This window comes from Rhizobium sp. WYJ-E13 (assembly GCF_018987265.1).
Taxonomy (GTDB): domain Bacteria; phylum Pseudomonadota; class Alphaproteobacteria; order Rhizobiales; family Rhizobiaceae; genus Rhizobium.
This window is the reverse complement of record NZ_CP076854.1, coordinates 586821-609451: the sequence shown is the minus strand read 5'-3', so window position 1 is coordinate 609451 and position 22631 is coordinate 586821. Positions and strand designations below refer to the sequence as shown.

At 60.4% G+C, this 22631-nt stretch carries 19 protein-coding genes; 4 read left to right on the top strand and 15 right to left on the bottom strand.

The window, feature by feature from the left end; translation table 11 throughout:
• Window positions 1–2 precede the first annotated feature (2 nt).
• Both KQ933_RS24370 and KQ933_RS24365 read right to left on the bottom strand, forming a co-directional pair.
• Window positions 3–1100, bottom strand: a complete 1098-nt coding sequence (locus tag KQ933_RS24370) for a Gfo/Idh/MocA family protein (protein ID WP_216760392.1) — start codon at window positions 1098–1100, stop codon at window positions 3–5.
• A 10-nt stretch (window positions 1101–1110) separates the two neighbouring features.
• The gene (locus tag KQ933_RS24365) at window positions 1111–2121 is read right to left on the bottom strand and encodes a Gfo/Idh/MocA family protein (protein ID WP_216760391.1); all 1011 of its coding nucleotides are present in this window, start codon (window positions 2119–2121) and stop codon (window positions 1111–1113) included.
• A 369-nt stretch (window positions 2122–2490) separates the two neighbouring features.
• On the opposite strand from KQ933_RS24365, the gene KQ933_RS24360 reads away from it, so the two are divergent.
• Entirely contained in the window at window positions 2491–3651 is a 1161-nt protein-coding gene (locus tag KQ933_RS24360; protein ID WP_216760390.1) for a fumarylacetoacetate hydrolase family protein, read from the top strand.
• Window position 3652: 1 nt separating this feature from the next.
• On the opposite strand, the gene scpA is transcribed toward KQ933_RS24360, so the two are convergent.
• Complete coding sequence (scpA, locus tag KQ933_RS24355; RefSeq protein ID WP_216760389.1) at window positions 3653–5788, bottom strand: methylmalonyl-CoA mutase; 2136 nt, start codon at window positions 5786–5788, stop codon at window positions 3653–3655.
• Window positions 5789–5905: 117 nt separating this feature from the next.
• Between scpA and KQ933_RS24350 the strand changes: the two genes are divergently transcribed.
• Entirely contained in the window at window positions 5906–7261 is a 1356-nt protein-coding gene (locus KQ933_RS24350; protein ID WP_216760388.1) for an LLM class flavin-dependent oxidoreductase, read from the top strand.
• Between the two features lie 98 nt (window positions 7262–7359).
• Here the strand turns inward: KQ933_RS24350 and KQ933_RS24345 are convergent, their stop codons facing one another.
• The 5 genes from KQ933_RS24345 to KQ933_RS24325 all read right to left on the bottom strand — a co-directional run bounded on the left by KQ933_RS24345 (window position 7360) and on the right by KQ933_RS24325 (window position 12216).
• Window positions 7360–8019: a methionine ABC transporter permease gene (locus KQ933_RS24345; protein WP_216760387.1), complete on the bottom strand. Its 660-nt coding sequence runs from the start codon at window positions 8017–8019 to the stop codon at window positions 7360–7362.
• The gene (locus KQ933_RS24340) at window positions 8000–9082 is read right to left on the bottom strand and encodes a methionine ABC transporter ATP-binding protein (protein ID WP_216760386.1); all 1083 of its coding nucleotides are present in this window, start codon (window positions 9080–9082) and stop codon (window positions 8000–8002) included. Before KQ933_RS24340 ends, KQ933_RS24345 begins: the two co-directional genes overlap by 20 nt.
• An 87-nt stretch (window positions 9083–9169) precedes the next feature.
• Entirely contained in the window at window positions 9170–10006 is an 837-nt protein-coding gene (locus KQ933_RS24335) for a MetQ/NlpA family lipoprotein (RefSeq protein WP_216760385.1), read from the bottom strand.
• A 239-nt stretch (window positions 10007–10245) separates the two neighbouring features.
• Window positions 10246–10806: an FMN reductase gene (gene msuE / locus KQ933_RS24330; RefSeq protein WP_216760384.1), complete on the bottom strand. Its 561-nt coding sequence runs from the start codon at window positions 10804–10806 to the stop codon at window positions 10246–10248.
• Window positions 10807–11013: 207 nt separating this feature from the next.
• Complete coding sequence (locus KQ933_RS24325; RefSeq protein WP_216760383.1) at window positions 11014–12216, bottom strand: MFS transporter; 1203 nt, start codon at window positions 12214–12216, stop codon at window positions 11014–11016.
• A 392-nt stretch (window positions 12217–12608) separates the two neighbouring features.
• Here KQ933_RS24325 and KQ933_RS24320 point away from each other — a divergent pair, with 392 nt between their 5' ends.
• The gene (locus KQ933_RS24320) at window positions 12609–13067 is read left to right on the top strand and encodes a helix-turn-helix domain-containing protein (RefSeq protein WP_216760382.1); all 459 of its coding nucleotides are present in this window, start codon (window positions 12609–12611) and stop codon (window positions 13065–13067) included.
• A 130-nt stretch (window positions 13068–13197) separates the two neighbouring features.
• Here KQ933_RS24320 and KQ933_RS24315 read toward each other — a convergent pair whose 3' ends face one another.
• Genes KQ933_RS24315 through KQ933_RS24290 form a run of 6 tightly spaced genes read right to left on the bottom strand, consistent with a single transcriptional unit; the run spans window position 13198 to window position 19805 of the window.
• Window positions 13198–14211, bottom strand: a complete 1014-nt coding sequence (locus KQ933_RS24315) for an ABC transporter ATP-binding protein (RefSeq protein ID WP_216760381.1) — start codon at window positions 14209–14211, stop codon at window positions 13198–13200.
• Complete coding sequence (locus KQ933_RS24310) at window positions 14208–15200, bottom strand: ABC transporter ATP-binding protein (protein ID WP_216760380.1); 993 nt, start codon at window positions 15198–15200, stop codon at window positions 14208–14210. The genes KQ933_RS24315 and KQ933_RS24310 overlap by 4 nt, the downstream gene beginning before the upstream one ends.
• Entirely contained in the window at window positions 15197–16051 is an 855-nt protein-coding gene (locus KQ933_RS24305) for an ABC transporter permease (RefSeq protein ID WP_216760379.1), read from the bottom strand. Before KQ933_RS24305 ends, KQ933_RS24310 begins: the two co-directional genes overlap by 4 nt.
• Before the next feature lie 50 nt (window positions 16052–16101).
• Window positions 16102–17040, bottom strand: coding sequence for an ABC transporter permease (locus KQ933_RS24300; RefSeq protein ID WP_216760378.1), 939 nt, complete (start codon window positions 17038–17040; stop codon window positions 16102–16104).
• Between the two features lie 32 nt (window positions 17041–17072).
• Window positions 17073–18671, bottom strand: coding sequence for an ABC transporter substrate-binding protein (locus KQ933_RS24295; RefSeq protein ID WP_216760377.1), 1599 nt, complete (start codon window positions 18669–18671; stop codon window positions 17073–17075).
• A 27-nt stretch (window positions 18672–18698) separates the two neighbouring features.
• Complete coding sequence (locus tag KQ933_RS24290) at window positions 18699–19805, bottom strand: mandelate racemase/muconate lactonizing enzyme family protein (RefSeq protein ID WP_216760376.1); 1107 nt, start codon at window positions 19803–19805, stop codon at window positions 18699–18701.
• A 342-nt stretch (window positions 19806–20147) separates the two neighbouring features.
• Here KQ933_RS24290 and KQ933_RS24285 point away from each other — a divergent pair, with 342 nt between their 5' ends.
• On the top strand, window positions 20148–21215 hold the full coding sequence (locus KQ933_RS24285; protein WP_216760375.1) for a LacI family DNA-binding transcriptional regulator: 1068 nt from the start codon (window positions 20148–20150) through the stop codon (window positions 21213–21215).
• An 18-nt stretch (window positions 21216–21233) separates the two neighbouring features.
• Here the strand turns inward: KQ933_RS24285 and lpdA are convergent, their stop codons facing one another.
• Window positions 21234–22631, bottom strand: a complete 1398-nt coding sequence (gene lpdA / locus KQ933_RS24280; protein ID WP_216760374.1) for a dihydrolipoyl dehydrogenase — start codon at window positions 22629–22631, stop codon at window positions 21234–21236.

Here is a 22631-nt window from a genome sequence, read left to right as displayed (position 1 = left end):
CCCTAAACTCCGGCGGCAGGACGCCGTTCTTCTGCCGGAAGCCAGGAACGGTAAAGCGGATGATCGGCCGCAATGGGCATCGGCGTCGGCTGGCCGGTACGCTGCGAGTGATAGGCGGCAGTCACCAGTTCCAGGGAGTTGCGCGCATCCTGCAAGGTCACCGGCGGATCGCGATCTTCGACGATCGCCTGATGGAAGAGCTCAAACTGGCGCGTGTAGCCGTCTTCCTTTACTTCATAGCCGGCAAGCGCGGCGTCGATACGGGCCTGATGCTCGTCTGTCCCGGCGATGAAGGTCCAGGGGTCGCGGCCCATCGTGTAGGGTTCCAGAATGCTTTCGGCGACGAGATCGCTGAAACAGAAGCGCAGCCTGGAGATTTCCTTGCGGGAGCCGAGCGTCATGGAGAGCGTGGCGAGCGAGCCGTTTTTCATCTTCACCGAGAGCGACGCAGTATCCTCGACCTCGATCGGGTTGACGAGCGTCGCACCGTAGGAAAACACCTCGGCGCAGGGACCGTGCACATAGTTCAACATGTCATGGGCGTGGATCGCATGGCCGAGCAGGCCGCCGCCGAGTTCCGTCGCCCATTTGCCGCGCCACGGCACCGCATAATAATCCGGTCCACGCCACCAATGCGTTTCGATTGTGGTGAGGAACGGCTTGCCGGCGAGGCCGCGCTCGATCAGGAGCTTCAGCTTCTGCAGGCCGCTGCCATAGCGATACTGGAAGATCGGCATCAGCTTGCGGCCGTTCGACCGAGCGAGGATGCGCGCCATCTCATCCACTTCGGCAATCGAACCGAAGAGCGGCTTTTCGCAGATCACATGCTTGCCGCGCTCGATCGCCTTTCTGCACAGGTCGAAATGCGAACTCGGCGGTGTGGCGATATCGATGACATCGAGATCGTCGCGAGCAAAGAGCAAATCCGTATCCTGCGTATATTCGGGAATCCTGTGCTCCTCGCAGAGCGCCTTGCCGCGATCCGCATCGAGGGAGCAGAGAACGGGAACCTCGAAGAGATCGCTGTTCCAACTGAAGCCTGTCAGGTGCCGTTCGGCAATGCCAGCGCCGAGAACGCCGACGCGCAGTTTCCGTATCATGATGTTTTCCTCAGCGGGTACCGATGCGGGCGGCCTTCGTCTGTGCTTCGAGCGACAGGCGGCAGACTTCGTAAACGTGGTTCTGTGTCATTGCCGTTTCGCTGCGGTCGCGTACATCGGCTGCGAAAGCATCGAAATAGTCGAGCTTCTCGCTGCTGCAATCGATGTGCGTCATCTCCTTGCCGTTGACGAGGAAGAGGTGATCCTTACCCGGCCGGCCGGCGATGTCGATATATTTGCGCAATTCAATATAGCCCTCGGTGCCGAGGATAGTCAGGCGTCCGTCACCCCAGGTCGGCAGCGCCTCCGGCGTGAACCAATCGACGCGGATGTAACCGGTTGCCGTGTCGGAACGCAGCAACACGTCGCCGAAATCTTGGAAAGCCGGTTTCTCCGGCATGCCGAAATTGCCGATCGAGCTGGCGACCACCTCGCCCGTCGTCGAGCCGGTATAGAAAAGGAACTGGTCGATCTGGTGCGAGGCAATATCGACGATGATGCCGCCGAAGGCTTCCGGATCGAAGAACCAGTCCGGCCGCGTCGGCAACTGCAGCCGATGCGGTCCCGTGCCCAGCGTCTGAATGACCTTGCCGATCGCCCCTTCCTTCACCAGCTTGCCGGCCTTGACGGCGGAGCGCACGCAATGGCGCTCGGAGAAGCAGATGGAGAAGATCTTGCCGGTTTCTGCAACGGTACGTTTGACCTCTTCCAGCTGGGCGAAGGTCGTGACACCCGGCTTGTCGGTCATGACGTCCTTGCCGGCCTTCATGGCGCGGATCGCCAAGCCTGCGCGGTCGCGCGGAATGGCGGCAATGCAGATGACGTCGATCGAGGGATCGGCGAAGATCTTTTCCCGGTCGATCTGCGGCGCATCCGGATAGGTCTTCTCGAACATTTCGCGGATCGCGGGCACTGATGTCTGCGGGCAATAGCCGCCGAATTCGGCGCCCGCGGCCAGCAATCCCTTCACATGATCGAACGTGTGCCCATGGTCGATCCCGACGACGGCAAATCTCAGCATCGCAGTATTATCCTCCCGGGAAAACTTTCGCAGGTCGGCATCCGCCGACCCTCCTCCATGGTGCAAAACAGATAACGAAAGAGAGGCCCTGTCAAGGCAAGATCTGCGGCAAAAGAGTTTTGCCTCCTTGGTAAATATATGAAATAGAAAGATTATTTTGTATCTAAATAGTTATAAGTTATGGCGAAATGCCGCTTCGATGCTTTGTTATTTTGCACGCACACAAAACAAACACGAACCGCTTTCGGTCTGTTGAGACTTGCTCTTGCCCGATGAATGTGCTCGATTTTCTCCGCCGTCGGGTAGGAGGACGGCAGCTATCCCATTCTGCAGGAGCGCTCCCCGCTCCGCCTGTGACGGAAGATCACCATGTCCCATTTCCCCCTCGATGCTGCCGCTTCGGGCGGTCTCTTTGTCGGTCGCGCCTGGAACCCTGACGTAGCCGGGCCAAGCATCGTGACACTGCGCGATGGCGCCCTCGTCGACATCACCTCTGCCGAGGCCCCGACCCTGAGCGCACTGCTGGAGCGAGCCGATGCGGCGGAGTTCGTCCGAGCCGCAACCGGCAAGCCGCTTGGCACGCTGGAGGAGATCGCAGCCAACAGCACCGGCAGGCCGGATGCGAGTAAGACCTATCTTCTGGCGCCGGCCGACCTGCAGGCGATCAAAGCCTGCGGCGTGACCTTTGCGCAGTCGATGATCGAACGCGTCATCGAAGAAAAGGCCGCCGGCAATGCGGATCGGGCCGCGTCCATCCGCGAGCGCGTCAGCACGCTGATCGGCGGCAGCCTCACCAATATCAAGGCTGGTTCGCCGGAAGCCGCCAAGGTCAAGCAGGCGCTGATCGAGGAAGGCATCTGGTCGCAATATCTGGAAGTCGGCATCGGCCCGGATGCGGAAGTCTTCACCAAGTCGCCGGTTCTCTCATCGGTCGGCTGGGGTTCCGATATCGGTCTTCACCCGATCTCGACCTGGAACAATCCGGAACCGGAAATCGTGCTGGCGGTCAACAGCCGCGGCGAGATCAAGGGCGTCACACTCGGCAACGACGTGAACCTGCGTGACGTCGAGGGCCGCTCCGCGCTGCTGCTCGGCAAGGCGAAGGATAACAACGCCTCCTGCTCCATCGGTCCCTTTGTCCGGCTCTTCGATGCGGGCTACAGCCTTGATGACGTTCGCAGGGCCGAGCTCGATCTCAAGGTCACCGGCAAGGATGGTTTCGTCCTGCATGGCAAGAGCTCCATGTCGCAGATCAGCCGCGATCCGACCGATCTCGTCAAGCAGACGGTCGGCGCTCACCATCAGTATCCCGATGGTTTCATGCTGTTCCTCGGCACGCTCTTTGCGCCGACGCAGGATCGCGACGCAAAGAACCAGGGTTTCACGCACAAGATCGGCGATGTCGTGGAAATTTCGTCCGCCGGCCTCGGCGCGCTGGTCAATACGGTCCGGCTTTCCACCGAATGCCCACCCTGGACCTTCGGCATCTCATCCCTGATGGGCAATCTCGCAAAGCGCGGACTGCTCTAAGCTACTGGTTCCGCCGGATACCCTGCAGGAGGTCGAGAACTGAATTCGCGGCCTCCAGTACATTGGTACCCGGACCGAAGACGGCGGCCACACCGTGTTCATGCAGGAATTCGTAATCCTGTCGCGGGATGACGCCGCCGCAGACGACGATGATATCGCCACCGCCCCGCTCCTTCAGCTGCTCGATCAGCTGCGGCAGCAGGGTCCTGTGACCGGCCGCCAGCGATGAGACGCCGACGACGTTGACCTTCTCGCCGACCGCCATGCCGGCTGCCTCTTCAGGCGTCTGGAACAGCGGGCCGGCGAGAACGTCGAAACCGACATCGCCGAAGGCCGAGGCGATTACCTTGGCGCCACGGTCGTGCCCGTCCTGGCCAAGCTTGGCCACCATGATCTTCGGCTTGCGGCCCATGGCCTCGGTCACGTCTGCCATGCGGGTTTTCAGGACGTCGAGCTCGGGTTCGTCGCGATACGCGCTGCCATAGATACCGCTGATAACTTTGGGTGTGGCGAAATGGTCGCCGAAGACTTCGCGCATCGCATCGGAGATTTCACCGACGGTGGCGCGTGCCCGGGCAGCTTCGACGGCTGCTGCAAGCATGTTGCCGTCACCGCTTCGGGCGACCTCAGACAACGTCGCCAGCGCTTCCTTCACCTTCACGCCATCGCGTCGTCGTTTGGTGTCCTCGATGCGGCGGATCTGCGCGGCACGCACCGCACTGTTGTCGATCTCAAGAATATCGATCGGATGTTCGGCCTCCAGCCGGTACTTGTTGACGCCGACGATGACCTCGTCGCCTTTATCGACGGCGGCCTGACGACGGGCGGCGGCTTCCTCGATCAGGCGCTTAGGAAGGCCTTCGTTGACTGCCTTCGTCATGCCGCCGAGCGCCTCGACCTCCTCGATCAGCGCCCAGGCCTTGTCGGCCAATTCCTTCGTCAGGCTCTCTACGTAATAAGAGCCGGCAAGCGGATCGACGACCTTGGTGACGCCGGTCTCGTGCTGCAGGATGAGCTGGGTGTTGCGGGCAATGCGGGCGGAAAATTCCGTCGGCAGCGCGATCGCCTCGTCGAAGGAATTGGTGTGCAGCGACTGCGTGCCGCCGAGCACGGCCGACATCGCCTCGAAAGCCGTGCGAATGATATTGTTGTAAGGATCCTGCTCCTGCAGCGACACGCCCGAGGTCTGGCAATGGGTGCGCAGCATCAGCGACGAGGCCTTCTTCGGCTGGAACTCCTCCATGATACGGGTCCAGAGCAGCCGGGCAGCGCGAAGCTTGGCTGCTTCCATGAAGAAGTTCATGCCGATTGCGAAGAAGAAGGATAACCGCCCGGCGAAATCATCGACATTCAGCCCCTTGGCGATCGCCGCACGCACATATTCGCGCCCATCGGCCAGCGTGAAGGCAAGCTCCTGCACCAGCGTCGCGCCCGCCTCCTGCATGTGATAGCCAGAGATCGAGATCGAATTGAATTTCGGCATCTCCTTTGCCGTATATTCGATGATATCGGCAACGATGCGCATCGAGGGTTCCGGCGGGTAGATATAGGTGTTGCGGACCATGAACTCCTTGAGAATGTCGTTCTGGATGGTCCCCGACAATTCCGCCTTCGAAACGCCCTGCTCTTCGCCGGCGACGATGAAATTCGCGAGGATCGGGATGACCGCACCGTTCATGGTCATGGAGACGGACATGTCCTGCAGCGGAATGCCATCAAAGAGGATCTTCATATCCTCGACGCTGTCGATCGCCACGCCTGCCTTGCCGACATCGCCGACGACACGCGGATGGTCGCTGTCATAACCGCGATGGGTGGCGAGATCGAAGGCGACGGAAAGCCCCTTCTGGCCCGCGGCAAGATTGCGGCGATAAAAGGCGTTGGATTCTTCGGCGGTCGAAAAGCCGGCATATTGCCGGATCGTCCAGGGCCGGCCGGCATACATGGTGGCGCGCGGACCGCGAGTGAAAGGTGCGAAGCCGGGAAGAGTGTCCGCGTCGGCGCCGTCAAGATCGGCGGCCGTATAGAGCGGCTTGACGTCGATGCCTTCTGGCGTGTGCCAGGTCAGCGTTTCCGGCGGTGCACGCAGCTCCTTTTCCGCCAGTGCTTCCCAGTCCGACAGCGTCTTCTTCGTCATTTCATCCTCCGCCTTTTCGTCTCCACCCTACTATCCTCCAGCCTGTCCGTGCTACTGGCTTAGGATATTTTGCGACACAAAACATTGATTTCTATCCACGGTCCTGGGGCCATTCCTATGAAGAAAATGCAGATCTACGCCTTCGACATGAACTGCGTCGGCCATATAAACCACGGCATGTGGACACATCCGCGCGATCGCTCGGTAAACTATACCGACATCGACTATTGGGCGGATTTTGCGCGCACAGCAGAACGCGGCAAGCTGGACGGCATATTTCTTGCCGATATTGTCGGCGTCTACGATGTCTACAAGAACAGCCCGGCCCCGGTTATCGAAACGGGCGCGCAGATCCCCGTCAATGATCCGCTGATGCCGATTTCGGCGATGGCCTACGTTACGAAGAATCTGGGCTTCGGCGTGACAGTCAATACGACCTATGAGCCGCCCTTCCTTCTGGCTCGACGCATGTCGACGCTGGACCATCTGACCAAGGGGCGGATCGGCTGGAACATCGTGACGGGCTATCTTGATAGTGCAGCCCGCAGCATGGGCTTTGACAAACTGCCGGAGCATGATGCGCGCTACGACGCCGCCGAGGAATATCTCGAAATCCTCTACAAACTCTGGGAGGGAAGCTGGGACGACGATGCCGTGCTGCGCGACCGGGAGCGCGGCGTCTTTGCCGATGCCTCCAAGGTCCGCGCCGTCCGCCATCAGGGACAATATTACAAGATGGAGGGCATCCATCTCTCGGAGCCCTCGCCACAGCGAACGCCCCTGCTCTTCCAGGCCGGCGCGTCCGCGCACGGGCAGGATTTCGCTGCCCGTCATGCCGAATGCGTCTTCATCGCAGGGCCGACACCGCAATCGGCGCGCCCGACTGTCGATGCGCTTCGCGCCAAGACGCTGGCGAACGGTCGCGGCGCGGATGCGATAAAGATCCTGAGCCTGATAACTGTCGTCGTCGGAAAGACGGAAAGCCAGGCACAAGAAAAGCTCGCGGAATATCGCCGACATACGAGCGTCGAGGCCTCGCTGGCGCATTATTCCGCCTCCGTCGGCGTCGATTTTTCGAAATACGACCTCGATGACGTGATCGACCAAAGCTCGACGAATGCCAATCAGTCGGCGCTGGCGGCGATCACCAAGCAGGCGGCAAAACCGGTGACGAAGCGGCAAATAATCGACCAGATGGTGCTCGGCAGCCGGATGAAGCCGATCGTCGGTTCGCCGGAGCAGATTGCCGACATCCTGCAGCATTGGATCGAAGAGGGCGGTATCGACGGCTTCAATCTGGCGCGCACCGTGGCGCCGGAAAGCCTCAATGATTTTGTCGATCTCGCGGTGCCCGTGCTGCAGGAGCGCGGCCTGTTCAAGGCAGATTATGCGGAAGGATCGCTGCGCCGGAAGCTCTTCGGCGGAAACGGCAGGCTGCCAGCCGGCCATCCCGCCGCACGGTTCAGGCGATAGAGCATTTCCGTTTATCTTCGAATCACGGAAGTGCTCTATCTCTTTGTTTTCACGCAATTCCGGACGCAAAACCGCTACGCACTTTTGCTGGAATTGCTCTAGGCCGAGCGATGATCAAGGCGGGCAACCAGCCGGTCGCCCAGCCATTGAATGCCGCATACGAGAACGATAAGGACGACCACGACTGCAATCATCACGTTGGTTTCGAACCGCTGGTAACCGTAGCGTATGGCGAGGTCGCCGAGACCGCCAGCACCAATGGCGCCAGCCATGGCCGATGCGCCGATCAGCGTCACCAGCGTGACCGTGAAGCCGGCGACGATGCCCGGCAATGCCTCAGGCACCAGAACCTCACGAATGATCGTCCAGCGATTGCCGCCCATGGCCCGCACGGCATCGATCAGGCCACGATCGACCTCGCGCAGCGACACTTCGGCGATGCGCGCATAATAGGGCGTGGCAGCGATGGCGAGCGGAACGATGGCAGCCCACGTGCCGATCGCCGTGCCGACGATCACTCGCGTCAGCGGGATCAGTGCCACCAGGAGGATGATGAAGGGTACGGAACGGAAACCGTTGATGACGGCGCCGAGGATGCGGTTGATCCAGGGATTTTCGGCAATGCCGCCGCGGTTCGTCAATACCAGCGCCAGCCCGAGTGGCAAGCCGGCAACAAGCGATATCACACCGGAAGCCGCCGTCATCAGCACGGTCTCCCAGAGGGAGCGCAAAAGCAGATTAATCATGATCGGTGTCATAACCAAGCACCTCCACCCGGGCGGACCGGGCCTTCAGAAATTGTTCGACCTTTTCGGCAAGCGCAGGATCGCGCGTTGGAATGGCGATGAAGAACCGCGCCACAGGCTGGTTCTGGATGTGGTCGATGCCGCCGTGTACGAGGCGGAAGGAATGCGGCAGCGTTGCCGACAGATCGGCAAAGAGAGCGCCCTGTGCCTCCGGCCCGGCGAGATCGATGCTGAGAATCGCTTCCGTGCCGCCGGCCTGCGACAGGCGCGCGGCGATATGTTCGGGAAGCTGCGGGCGGATGCCGCCGAGCAGGCTCCTGGTGATCGCCGTCTGCGGATCGCCGAAGATCGACCAGACCTGCCCCTCTTCCACAATGCGACCGGCATCGATGACGGCGACGCGATCGGCTATGCCGCGCACCACTTCCATCTCATGAGTGATCAACAGGATCGTAAGCCCGAGCTTACTGTTGATATCCTTCAGAAGCGCGAGGATCGAGCGTGTCGTTTCCGGGTCAAGCGCCGAGGTCGCCTCATCCGAGAGCAGCAAGGCCGGGCGGGCGGCGAGTGCGCGGGCAATGCCGACGCGCTGCTTCTGGCCGCCGGATAGCGAAGACGGATAGGCCTTGGCCTTGTCGGAAAGGCCGACGAGTTCCAGCAATTCATGCGCCCGCCTCAGCCGCTCGGCCCTGGCGAGGCCTTCAATCTTCAGCGGCAGTGCGACATTCTCCTCGACGGTCTTGGCCGACAGCAGATTGAAATGCTGGAAAATCATGCCGATGCGACGGCGCAAAGGCTGCAGTTCCTGCTCGGCAAGACCCGTGATGTTGCGGCCCTCGATGACGATCTCGCCGCTATCGGCGCGCTCGAGACCGTTGAGACAGCGGATCAGCGTCGACTTTCCGGCGCCGCTGCGGCCGATAATGCCGAGGATTTCACCCTTCTTCACACTCAACGAAATGCCATCGAGCGCTGGTGTCGCGCCGAACCTGCGCCTGACATCTTTCAGCCGCACGACCTCTTCAGCATCAGCCGGTCGCGTCTCGATCCTCGAGGCGGAGACAATTGAATTCATGCTCGTTCCTTCACAAATGCTGAAGGCGGCCCTGGCAGAAAGACCCGGGCCGCCTCTGTTGTTGACGCCCTGCGGAGGGCGTGTGGATCAGTAGGCGCTGAGGCCGGTACCCTTATACACCTTGTCGAACTCGGCCTTGACCGTGTCGTTCTGATAGGAGGAGACGAGGGTCTTCACCCAATCGGCATCCTTGTTCTCTTCCTTCACGGCAATGAAGTTGCGATAGGGATTGTCGGCGATCGGCTCCTGCGCGACGCGTTCTGCCGGCGAAAGACCGCTCTTCAGCGCCCAGTCGGTGTTGACGACGCCGGCGTCAAGATCATCGATCGAGCGTCCGACGATACCGGCATCCAGCTCCTTGATCTCGATATTCTTCGGGTTTTCAGCGACATCGGCGATCGTCGCAAGAATGCCCGTGCCATCCTTCAGCTTGATCAGTCCTTCGTTTTGCAGAACGCGCAAAGCACGGCCTTCGTTGGACGGGTCATTCGGCACGCCGATCACGGCACTCTCGGGCAGTTCGGCAACGGACTTGTGCTTCTTGCTGTAGAGGCCGATCGGCCAGACGCCGGTATAACCAACGCGGACGATATGGTAGCCGTTCTGCTTGATCTGGTTGTCGAGATAAGGCTGGTGCTGGAAAGCGTTCGCGTCGATTTCGCCGCGCTCCAGCGCTTCGTTCGGCTGGGTATAGTCGTTGAAGGTGATCGTCTCGATCTTGAGACCCTTCTTGGCGGCTTCGCTGGTGACGACACGCCAGACATCCTCATCCTCACCGCTCATGATGCCGACCTTGATCGACTTGTCTTCTGCAAAGGAAGGAGCCGGCGCAGCAAAGGCGATGAGTGCTGCCACAGAGGCGGCAACAGCGAGGGCCGCGCGGCGCGAAAGCGAAATGGCGCTGAAATTCTTGTTCTTGGTCATTTTATATCCCGTCTGACTGATGAGGCCGAGCCCCGAGCAGGCGGATAATTGCAAATGCGCTCATTGCGAGCGAAGCACGAACGTCCGATGTCTTCTCATCGCCGGAAAAACTCTTGCCGCCTTGTCGATACCGGCAGGATAAAAATTCTATCAAATTTGTGGATTAATGTCAGCCTAAAATAACGCTCAAGCGAAAGCGGCGCCCAATGGCGCCGCTGAAATCAGTCTCGGGATGGCATTCATTCCGCTGCGATCAGCGTGGAACTTCTGCCCGGAAAGAAGGCGGTGAGCTCACCGATGACCTCCCTTATACGCTTGGAAAGCTGTTCGGAGGAAACGCGATAGTCGGTGAAGTCGCGTTCAGAGGCATAGACGGCCGTCGGCAGGGTATGGGCCATGAAGAAGCCGAAGAGCGGGCGAAGCTGATGCTCGACCATCAGTGCATGGCGGTCGCCGCCGCCGGTGGCGGTGATGACGATCGGCTTGGCGCGCAGTTCATGCGGATCGATGAGATCGATCAGGTGCTTGAAGAGACCCGGATAGCTGCCCTTGAAGGTCGGCGCGCCAATGACGAGGACGTCGGCATTGGCGATATCGGCGATGATTTCCCTGGCACGATTGTCGAGGTCGTCACGGCGCAGCGCCTGGCCGAGCGAGGGACCGACATCCGTCAGGTCGTAGATCGTGTTGTCGAAGCCATATTTTTCGGCGGCGAGACCGGCAATATTCTCGACCAGCGCAAAGGTCTTCGAGGGACGATTGAAGCTGCCGGCAAGACCGACCAGTTTGGGTGCAGACATGTCACTTCCTTCCACTATCGCGCCGTTACGGGCTGCATCATAAGATGGATATTATCCATCAAAATAGTAGATTAAAGAAATGACGATCCGTCTTCGCCAAAGGCCGGGGAAAATATGTTCATTCGAACGCAACACCACGCCGTGCGCTTGCCCGGATACCAAAGAGGCACCGAAACGCTTCTCGGTGCCTCTTTCTGAGCGCGAAACTTAAACCGCTCGGTTCTTCGGGATGCGCGGCAGGAAGATGGTAAACAGGCCGAGCAGCGGCAGGTAGGAGCAGATACGATAGACGAAGGCGATACCGCGCGAGTCGGCAAAACCGCCGAGCAAGGCCGCACCGAGGCCGCCCGCACCGAAGGCGAAACCGAAGAAAACGCCGGCGATCAGGCCGACGCGACCCGGCACCAGCTCTTGCGCGAAGACGACGATGGCCGAAAAGGCAGAGGCGAAGATCAGGCCGATGACGACGCTGAGCACGCCCGTCCAGAAAAGGTTCGCATAGGGCAGCAGCAGCGCGAAGGGGATGACGCCGAGGATCGAGAACCAGATGACGAAGCGGGCGCCGAAACGATCGCCGATCGGGCCGCCCAGGAAAGTGCCGGTGGCAACAGACCCCAAGAACAGGAAGAGCATGAGCTGTGCCTGCTGCACATCGAGCTGGAAACGGTCGATGACGTAGAAGGTGAAGTAGCTCGAGACGCTTGCCATATAGACGTTCTTCGTGGCAGTCAGCAGCACGAGAATGAGCAGTGCCCAGACGACCTTGCTCTGAGGCAGAGGCAGCGTGCGGCTCGGGGCCGCCTTGCTGGCGTTCTGGCGGCGGTGGCTCATATACCAGTTGCCGACCCAGCTCAGGACCACGATGCCGACCATGGCGATGGCGGAAAGCCAGGACACGCTGTGCTGACCGTTCGGCAGCACGATGAAGGCGGCCAGCAGCGGACCGATTGCCTGGCCGGCATTGCCGCCCACCTGGAAGAAGGACTGGGCAAAACCGTGGCGGCCGCCGGAAGCAAGACGCGCGACACGCGAAGATTCCGGATGGAAGACGGCCGAACCGAAGCCGATGAGGCTTGCGGCAACGAGCAGCAGCTCGAAACTGCCGGCATTGCCGAGCAGGATCAGTCCGCAAAAGGTGCTCGCCATGCCGACTGGCAGCGAATAAGGCATCGGCCAACGGTCCGTGACGATGCCGACGAGCGGCTGGAGCAGCGAAGCCGTGACCTGGAAGGTCATGGTCAGAAGGCCGATCTGCACGAAATCGAGGTTGTAATTGGCCTTGAAGAGCGGATAGAGCGAGGCAAGCAGCGACTGCATGATGTCGTTGAGCATGTGGCAGAAGCTGACTGCCACCAGGATGGACATTGCTGTCTTTTCAAAGTGGGGGGCGCTCTCGGCAACAGACGCCATGGGTCTTCCTCCTGCGCGGCCGGAAACATGCCGGGCCGTCGTCGATTTTCTTGCGGGCTGTTATTAGGGCGATCGGGGCTTGGGAAGTGTATTGTCGGCGGCGGTCGCTGAAAGTGCATTTATCGTATGAAGAGCAACAATTACAGCCCAGTTTCACGCAGATCGGTACGCAGTTTTAAGATTCTTGTTCAGGATCCTGCAATTCGGTCACCCACGCACCGATCCCGTATTAGTGATGGTTCCGGGCCATATGCCACAGTCCCGCGCAATTCTTAGATGTGTAATATTGCAATTCTTGGATGTCTAATATGATATCAAAAACACGTAGAAAAGCGGCGCGATGCCGTCTACAAGGCAATGGACTGAAATGCGAAAGAGACAGAAGGTAGGCCATGAACGTCAAGACACCGAACGCGATTGATACCTATGTCGGCATGCGCATGCGCAGGCGCAGGCAGCTTCTCGGCATGAGCCAGGAGCGGCTTGCCGAACAGATCGGCGTTACGTTTCAGCAGGTGCAGAAATACGAAAAGGGCATCAACCGCATCGGCGCAAGCCGTCTGCAGAAAATCGCCGAAGCGCTGCGCACCTCACCGGCCTTCTTTTTCGAACAGGATGATTCGGAAGCGCCGATCTTTGCCGGCCTCGACCTTTCCGCCTCCATCGATCCGGTCGCAGAATTTCTGCGGTCGAAGGAAGGCCTCGTCCTCAACAAGGCCTTCGTAAAGATCGAGGACCGTCGTATCCGCGAAACGATCATCTCGCTCGTCAAAGCGATGGCGCAGGCCGAAAGCAGCGACATTCCGCTGGACGCACTGAGGATGGACGAGCCGGAATCCCGTACAGAGTGAAAGCGGACGATACCGGTCCATGACCTTCAGGCTCGAGTCATTTATGCCGATACGCTGCGGCATGGACTTGCCGGTCGAGGGAACGAACGAAGAATCACCGGCGGGCCTGGTGCACTGAAGGCCGATCGTTTTACCCTGCCTGCGTCAGCGGATTGGGTGTGGCGAAATGACAGGCCGAGAACTGGTTGGGCGAGACTTCGCGAAGCAACGGCCGATCGACCTTGCAGATGTCCTTTGCAATCGGACAGCGGGTGTGGAAGCTGCAGCCCGGCGGGACGCGTGACGGGCTCGGCACGTCGCCCTGCAGTACGATGCGGTTCGCCTTGCGATCCGGATCGGGCTCGGGAGCAGCCGACAGCAGCGCCTGTGTATAGGGATGCTGCGGCAGGGCATAGACCGATTTCTTCGGTCCGATCTCGACGATCCTGCCGAGATACATCACCGCCACACGGTCTGCGATATGCCGCACGACCGCGAGATCATGGGCAATGAAGAGGTAGGAGAATTTTCGCTCGGCCTGCAGATCCTGCAAGAGGTTGACGATCTGCGCCTGCACGGAGACATCGAGCGCAGAGACTGGCTCGTCGGCGACGATGAACTGGGGGTTGACCGAGATGGCGCGGGCAATGCCGATGCGCTGGCGCTGGCCGCCGGAAAACTGACGCGGATAACGGTCCATGAAGCTCGGCGACAGACCGACCTGCACCAGCAGTTCCGCCACGCGCTCGCGCCGTTCTCTCGAAGATCTCGCCAGCCCAAAGACTTCGAGCGGTTCGGAAATGATCTGCGCAATCGAACGGCGCGGGCTGAGCGATCCATAGGGGTCCTGGAAGACCATCTGCATCTTGGCGCGCATCATGCGCATTTCGGCAGCATTGAGGGCGGTGATATCGCGGCCCTCGAAGAGCACCTCGCCATCGGTCGGCTGGATCAGCCGCAACAGAAGACGGCCGAGCGTAGACTTGCCGCAGCCGGATTCACCGACAAGCGCCAGCGTCTCGCCCGGTTTGACGGAAAAGGATGCGCCGTCCACGGCGCGCACACCGCCCGAAGAAGAACCAAAGGAAAGCCCGCTCGCATCAGGAAAGGTCTTGCCAAGATTGCGGACGGTCAACAGGTCGTCGACGCTGCTCATCTCTGTCATGCTGTTGCTCCGGCGGTAACCCAGCAGGCCGCCTTGTGGCGTTCTGAAACGGTGAAGATGGGCGGCATCTCGACCGCGCATTTGTCAATCCGGTCGCTGCAGCGGGTATAGAAGGGACAGCCCTGCTTGATCGTGCCGGCGAGCGGCACGGAACCGGGGATCTGGTAGAGGCGCTTCCGATCGTCATCGAGACGCGGAATGGATTGCAGCAAGCCGCGGGTATAGGGATGGCTGGGAGTGCTGAAGATCGAGCGGACATCCGCATCCTCGACGACACGGCCGGCATACATGACGATCACCCGGTCGCAGACCTCGGCGATGACGCCAAGATCATGCGAGATCAGCAGCACGGCGGTGTTCAGCGTTTTTCTCACCCTCGCCATCAGGTCGAGGACCTGGGCCTGGATGGTGACGTCGAGTGCCGTCGTCGGTTCATCGGCAATCAAGAGCTTCGGATTGCAGGCGACCGCCATGGCGATCATCACGCGCTGGCGCATGCCGCCGGAAAACTGGTGCGGATAGGCATCGAGACGCCCTTCCGGATTGGGGATGCCGACGAGCTTCAGAAGTTCGATGATGCGGGCGCGGCGCTCTCCGCGGCTCATCTTCTCATGCAGCTTGATCGCTTCGCCGATCTGGTCGCCGATCGTCATCACCGGGTTCAGCGAGCTCATCGGCTCCTGAAAGATCATCGCGATGTCTCGGCCGCGAATCTCGGGCAATTTCGTTTTCGGCAGATCGAGGAGGTTGACGCCTTCCAGCTCGATGCGACCCTGAGCGATACGGCCGGGAGGGTTTGGGATCAGCCCCATGATTGCGAGTGACGTGATCGACTTGCCCGAACCGGATTCGCCGACAATGCCGACCGAACCGCCAGCCTCGATTTCGAAAGAAACGCCGTTCACAACGCGAATCGGCGCATCCTTATGGCCGAACTCGACGGCGAGGTTCTCGACCTTGAGCAGCGGGCTCTGTGATTTCGACGTCATTGGCTCGTCTCCGGATCCAGCATGTCACGCACCGCATCGCCGATCAGGTTGAAGGACAATACCACGCAGGTGATGGCAAAACCGGCAGCAATGATCGGCCAGGGCGAACCGAAAAGATTATTGAGGCCGTCACGGATGATATTGCCCCAGCTCGGATTGGGGGCACGGGTGCCGATACCGAGGAAGCTCAGCGACGCCTCAAGACGAATGGCCGAGGCGACCCAGAGCGTCATCAGCACGACGATTGGTGCCGCAATGTTCGGAATGATGTGCCGAAAGATGATGACGGGCGTGCGCACGCCAACGGCAATTGCGGCTTCTACATAGGGTTCCTGTTTCACCGAAAGCGTCGAGGCGCGCGCCACACGGGCAAAACCGGGAATGAAGGCGACGGTGATGACGGCGATGATGTTCCAGAAGGCGCCGCCGAGCACGGCCGCAATCATGATCGCCAGCAGCAGTTCCGGGAAGGCAAGCAACAGATCGATGAGGCGGCTGATGATGCGATCGACCAGCCCGCCGAAATAGCCGGCGGTTACGCCGAGCGCGGTGCCAAACAGCGCGGCCAGCGCAGGCGAGATCAGGCCGAAGAGCAGCGAATTGCGCGAACCGTGGATCATGCGCGAGAGGACATCGCGCCCGAACTGGTCCGTACCCAACCAGTGCGCGGCCGATGGAGCCTTGTTGATCGAGAGGATGCTCTGCGCCAACGGATCATAGGGCGCGAGCCACGGGGCGAAAAGCGCGACCAGAAGGAAGATGAGCGCGATTGTCAGCGCGAAGATAGCCGATGGTCGTCGCAGCAGGGTTCTGGACAGAAGCGACAGCAGGCCGGGCGCGGGAGCCATCATGGGCTGCTCAGAGGCCTGCAAAGGTGACCCTGACGTTTGAGTGATGGTGCTCATGATTTCACCCGGATGCGAGGATCGATGACGATATAGAGAAGATCCATCACCAGATTGATGAGGAGGACGAGAAGCGCGAAGACAACAACGCCGCCCTGAATGATGCCGTAATCACGCTCGTTGATCGCCTGTATGAGGAGGCGTCCGAGACCAGGCCTGTTGAAGACCAGCTCGACGGCGACCGAGCCGGAGAGCGTGGCAAGCAGGCTCAAGCCCATACCGGTCGAGAGCGGCAGCAACGCATTACGCAGACCGTGCCGGTAGATGACGCGTGGTTCGCGGGCACCCTTGGCGCGAGCGGTGCGGACATAATCCTTGCCGAGCGTTTCCAGAAGTGCGGTTCGCGTCAGCCGGCCGATGAAAGCGGCCTTTACCAGTGCGAGCGTCAGCGCCGGAAGGACGATATGGTACATGCGGTCCATGAAACCATCGCCACCACCATTAATCGGGAACCAGCCGAGGTTCAGCGCAAAGCCGATCAGCAGCAGTGCGCCGAGATAGAAATCCGGAATGGCATAACCGAGCAGCGAGAAAACACGCATGCCGGAATCCGGCAGCCGGTCGCGGTGGGTTGCGGCCAGCACGCCGAAGGGCACACCCGCACCGACGCCGATGATCATCGCCGCAACGGTGAGTTCGATCGTGTAGGGCAGATTGGCGGCGATCAGGTTCAGCACCGGCTCGTCGTTCATATAGGACTGGCCGAAATCGAGGCTGAGCACGCCGATGAGGAAGTTGATGTATTGCTGCCAGAGCGGCACATCGAGCCCCATCTTATGACGGAAGGCTGCCAGCTGCTCCGGGAGAGCCATGTCTCCCAGAGCAGCGATCGCCGGATCGCCAGGCAGGATACGCATCGCGATGAACACGAGCGTGAGCACCAGCCAGATTGTCGGAATGGCATCCGCCAGCCGGAGGAGAAAATATCTAGCCATTGTCATTCACTCGTATTCATCACGACCTGTGATCAGGCCTTCTTGGTGGCGTGATGGAAGCGCCAGCGCGCATAGCCGCTCTGTACCTTGTAGCCGAGGTCAAGGCGTGCGTTGCGGGCGACTGTGAAGGAGAGCGTCGACATGCCAATCAGCGGCAGATCACGGAGGACCTGAAGTTCGATCTGCCTGCAATAGTCGACATAGGCCTTGTAATCGGTTGCCTGCAGCGCCTTGGCAAGCAGGTCGTCGATACCGGGCATGGCTACGCCGTAGTGGCTGTAATTGATGCCGCCCGTTCCGTCCGGCTTGACTTCCGCTTTCGTCGAAAGCTGCTGAACGTAAAGCTGGGTCGGGATCGGCGGGTAGCTGGACGAATGCAGGGCGAGCGTATTCTTGTCGTGCTGATTGTCAGCGTGATAGGCGGTGTGATCGCCGATGTGCAGGTTCATGCGCATGCCGACAGCACGCAGTTGCTCCTGTACGATCAACATGATCGATGCATAGTCCTCGCGCTGGCTGACATTGCTGTCGAAGTCGAAGCCATCAGGGAAACCGGCTTCGGCGAGCAGAGCCTTTGCCTTCTCCGGATCGTAATTGTACTGAAGATCGGGCGGCAAATCTTCGGTCTTGAAGCCACCCGGGAAAGACTCGGGTTGCAGGTCGGCGGTAAAGCCCCCCATCGGCTTCATGGCCTCGGCAACCGCATGGCGATCGACAGCATACATGATCGCCTGACGCACCTTGATATTGTCGAAGGGCTTGCGTTTGAGGTTGATATGCAGCGTGTTGAACGAACCCGGCGACGTCATGTCGAACTGAAGGGTCGAGTCGCGCTGCAACATGGAGTCGACCCAGCCCGGTGCGCGGACGGCTTCGATCATATCGACATCACCTGCCAGCAGCGCCAGCGTGCGCGCCGTCGTGTCGGCGATGTAGACGGATTCGACCTTGGCGACCTTCGCCTTTTCGCCCCAATAACCTTCATGGCGCTTCAGTGCCGTGCCCCACTTGCTGTCAAAGCGGGTGAGTTCGTAGGGACCGGTGCCGACCGCATCGGTCTTGAACTTCTCCGCACCCATCTGATCGACAGCTTTCTTGGACACGACCGCGGTGTTGTTGAGGAAGATCGACGTACCCAGCAGGTTCACGTCGGAATTCTTCAGCGTGATGACGACCTCATAGGGACCGGTAGCGACGACATCGGCGATATTCGACAGGATCGGCTTGTTCGTGCCGTCGGCCATGGCACGCTTGAAGGAGAAGACGACGTCTTCGGACGTCATTTCACCAAAACCCTTGTGGAACTGCACGCCCTGACGGAGTTTGAAGGTCCAGGTCTTGGCATCCGACGAGGCAGACCATTCGGTGGCGAGCGTGGGTCGGTACTGGTCCGGCGTGGTGGCGAACGTGCCGTCATCCGGGCGAACGAGCTGTTCGTACATCTGCTCGGTCGCCCAGTTGTCGCCGCCCTGCGTCGTGTAGTTCGGATCGCTGGTGCGCGGGCCGTTAGCGGCAATGCCGATGCGGATCGTATCGGGATCGCTCGCCGCACGGGCGAGAGCGGGGCCAAGCATGCTCATCGCAGCTGTGGCTGCGCTCAATTCCAGAAATTGGCGTCTTCTCAAGTTCATGTCATTTCCTCCCATGTGTCAGAATATTCAGCTTCGCCGCTTGTCGAGCTCGGCATCGTTGACGGTCAGGCCAAGGCCCGGGCCGGACGGCACCTTGAACTTGCCGTCTTCCGGAATCGGCGGATTGGCGAAGCCGACATGCATGCGCGTCGACGGATCGGAAAATTCGGCGGGCTTGGTGTTGTGCATCAGCGTCGCAAGCACATGCAGGTTTGCCACATGAGCAATGGTCGGCTGCGTCTGGTGCGGAACCAGTTCGACACCATGGGCAAAGCAGATCGCAGCGCACTGCATGAGGCCGGTGATGCCGCCCATCTTGACGATGTCAGGCTGCACCATGCGCACGCCCGCATTGATCATGTCGACGACGGCCTGCGTCGTATAGGACTGCTCGGCAGCCGAAACCGTGATGTCGAGGCGCTGGGCGACCTCCCCCATGGCACGGACGTTATAGTGCTGGACCGGTTCTTCGAACCAGATATAGCCGAGCTCTTCGAGCGCACGCCCAACGCGGATAGCGCCGCCGACGGAATATTGGTTATTGGCGTCGAAGGCGAGCGGGAAGTCGTCGCCCACCAGCTTACGCACGGCCTTGGCCTTGGCTATGTCGCCCCGAATGTCATAGTCTTGGCGCGTGCGGTCGCCATCCCAGCGGATCTTGATCGCCGCGGGCTTTTCGGCCCTCCAGCGCTGCTCGACCACGCGAACCGTTTCATCGACGGTGCGGCCGGCATTGTTGCCAATCGAGGCATAGAAAGGCAGTTCCGTGCGCCAGGCACCGCCAAGCAGCTTGTAGACGGGCTGATTGAAGTGCTTGCCCTTGATGTCCCAGAGGGCGATATCGAGAGCGGCAAGCGCACCGGTGACGGCGCCTTCCGGGCCAAGCTTCACATATTTATGCAGCAAACGGTCGTAGAGCACCGCCTGGTCGAGCGCATCGGCACCGGCGAGCGAGGCCGCAAAATCCCCGACGACGCCGAGCGAGTGTTCGCCCCCCATCATCGGCGAGGCCTCGCCGTGGCCGACGACGCCGTCCTCGGTCGTCACCCGCACGAAAGCCGTGCGGCGGCCCGGCGGCTCGCCGGGCTCCCATTTCACCTGAAAAGCTTCCACGGACTTGATGATCGTACCCACTGGCATTCCCTCGGAGAACAGACGTTTTCAGCGCCGGTGTTGTTGTTGAGAGAAGCATCTTCCAATTTGCATCCGTATGCAACACAGCGGTTGAATTGGAATCGGAACAGGTTTTATGTCAAAATCTGCAAAAATATCGGTTTCTGGATATCCAATATAAGAAAGCCGGATATCTCCTTATTTCATGCGATTTTCTGCTACTGCAACGCAACGCATTCATCTCTTTTCGAAAGCGAAAAGCTATCAAAGGAAGAATCGGCAGCCATGCGCAGGAAGCGGTTGAAATTATTGCATCCGAATGCAACAAGGATAGGAAGATAGGGAGCAACCGGGGAATGGAGCATGCGCAAACAGGGATCACCGTCCTTGCAGGGGGAGCCGTCCAGTGAAGCGCTGAGCCGCAAGCCGATGACGGCTCGTGAATTGGCACGTATGCTCGGCGTAAGCCAGTCGGCCGTCTCGCGCGCATTTACCCCGGGCGCGAGCATCGCGGCGGATCTGCGTGAGCGGATCCTGAAATATGCGGCTGAGGTTGACTATCAGCCGAACGCAATCGCCAGCATGCTGTCGAAGAGCCGGACGAACATCATCGGCATCGTCGTCTCCGATATGCAGAACCCCTTCTATCCGGGCCTGATCGAGAAACTCTCCCGGTCGCTGCAGCGCATCGGCCTGCAGAGCCTTCTCTTCAACATCACCAAGGGCTCCAACCTCGAGGAGCAGCTTTCGGCGCTGCGCCGCTATAACGTGGACGCCGTCATCGTCATTTCTGCCACGATCCTCTCGGGTTCTACATTGAGCTGGGCAACGGAAGGCCGTCCTGCCATCCTGATCAACCGCGTCATCGAAGATACCAACCTCAGCTGTGTTGCCTGCAACAATGTCGAGGGTGCCCGGGCGCTGGCCGATCATTTCTATCAGCAGGGCGCTCGCAGGGTCGCCTATGTCGCCGGCCTTAGCCACACGACCACCAACCGTGAACGGCAGAGCGGTTTCGTCACGCGGATTGCGGAGCTTGGCATGACGCTGAGCGCCCGGATCGAAGGACAGGAATACAGCTATTATGCCGGCCGCAAGGCCGCACTCGAAATCGCGGCCAAGAAGAGCACCGACGCGATTTTCTTTGCCAACGACATCCTGGCAATCGGCGGCATCGATGCGCTGCGGGAAGAAGCCGGCTGCCGCGTTCCCGACGACATCTTCGTTGCAGGTTTCGACGACATTCCGATGGCCGGCTGGCCGCATTACAACCTCACCACTTTTCGCCAGCCGGTCGACGAGATTGTCCGGGTTGTCGTTGAAATGATCGAGGGAGATACGTCGGCGCTGCTGCGGGCAGCGACGATCATCCGCTTGTCGGGAGAATTCGTCGCAAGACGCTCGACCGGCGCGGAGCCGGAAGCGCAGTAAGACAGCCTGCACTCAAGCTCACATATGCAGCGCGTTCCCCAAGGCTTTGAGTGCGGCTTCCATGACCGCCTCGCTGCGGGTTGGATGAGCATGGATCGTGCCGGCGATATCTTCCAGCCGGGCGCCCATTTCGATGGCGAGCGCAAAGGCGGCCGAAAGTTCCGAGACACCAGCGCCCACCGCCTGCAGGCCGAGCACGAGATTGGTATCTGCCCTTGCCACCACCCGCACGAACCCCTCTTCCGAAAGCATCGTCATCGCCCGCCCATTGGCGCTGAAGGGAAACTGGCCGGTCCTGATATCATAGCCCTGGGCGCGCGCCTCCGCCGGTGACAGGCCGGCGCTGACGATCTCCGGATCTGTGAAACAAATCGCCGGGATGCAGCGCTTGTCCCAGGCGCGTTTCCTGCCCGCAACGATTTCCGCGACCATCTCCCCTTGGGCCATGGCCCGATGCGCCAGCATCGGCTCGCCGGTGACATCGCCGATGGCATAGATGCCGCGCATGGAGGTGCGGCAACGATCATCGATCCTGAGATAGGGGCCGGCGCGATCGAGGTCGAGCTCTTCAAGGCCCGAACCCGCCGTTCTCGGACGGCGGCCGACCGTCACGAGAATGCGGTCCGCGGCAAGTGCCTGCTGCCGACCGTCGGGCGTTTCTATGACAAGTCCTTCGCCGGTATCGGACAGGCCGATTGCCTTGGCACCGGTCAGCACGCGAATGCCCCGCTCGGTCAATTTGCGCATGACAGGCCGCACCAAGTCCGCGTCATATAACGGCAGCACCTGCTGCGTGGCCTCGACCACCGTTACCTGAGATCCCATCTTCGCAAAGGCTGTCCCGAGCTCCAGTCCGATATAGCCGCCGCCGACGACGACGAGATTTTTCGGCACCTCTCCCAACGACAGAGCCTCGGCCGAGGAGATGACGCGGCCGCCAAAAGGCAGGTTCGGGAGTTCCACCGGATCGGAGCCTGTCGCAATCACCACGGTCTCGGCGCGGATGATCTGCTGGCCGGTCTCCGTCTCCACCTCCACGGTCTTGCCGTCCCGGAAGTGCGCGCGACCGTGCACGATCTTGACCCGTGCTCTCTGCATGAGGCCGGAGACACCGCTGGTCAGCCGGCCGACAATGCCATCCTTCCAGGCGACTGTTCGTGCGAGGTCGATGGAGACGCCTTCAACACGGATACCCATCGGGTTCTTGCCCGCCAGCATGCTTTGCGCAGCATCGAATTCCGCTGCTGCATGAATGAGTGCCTTGGAGGGAATGCAGCCGACCGTCAGGCAGGTGCCGCCGGGCTTGCCGGCCTCGACGATGACGGTATCGATGCCGAGCTGGCCGGCACGGATGGCGCAGACATAACCACCGGGGCCAGCACCGATGACGAGGAGCTTGCAGACAATCTCTTTCAT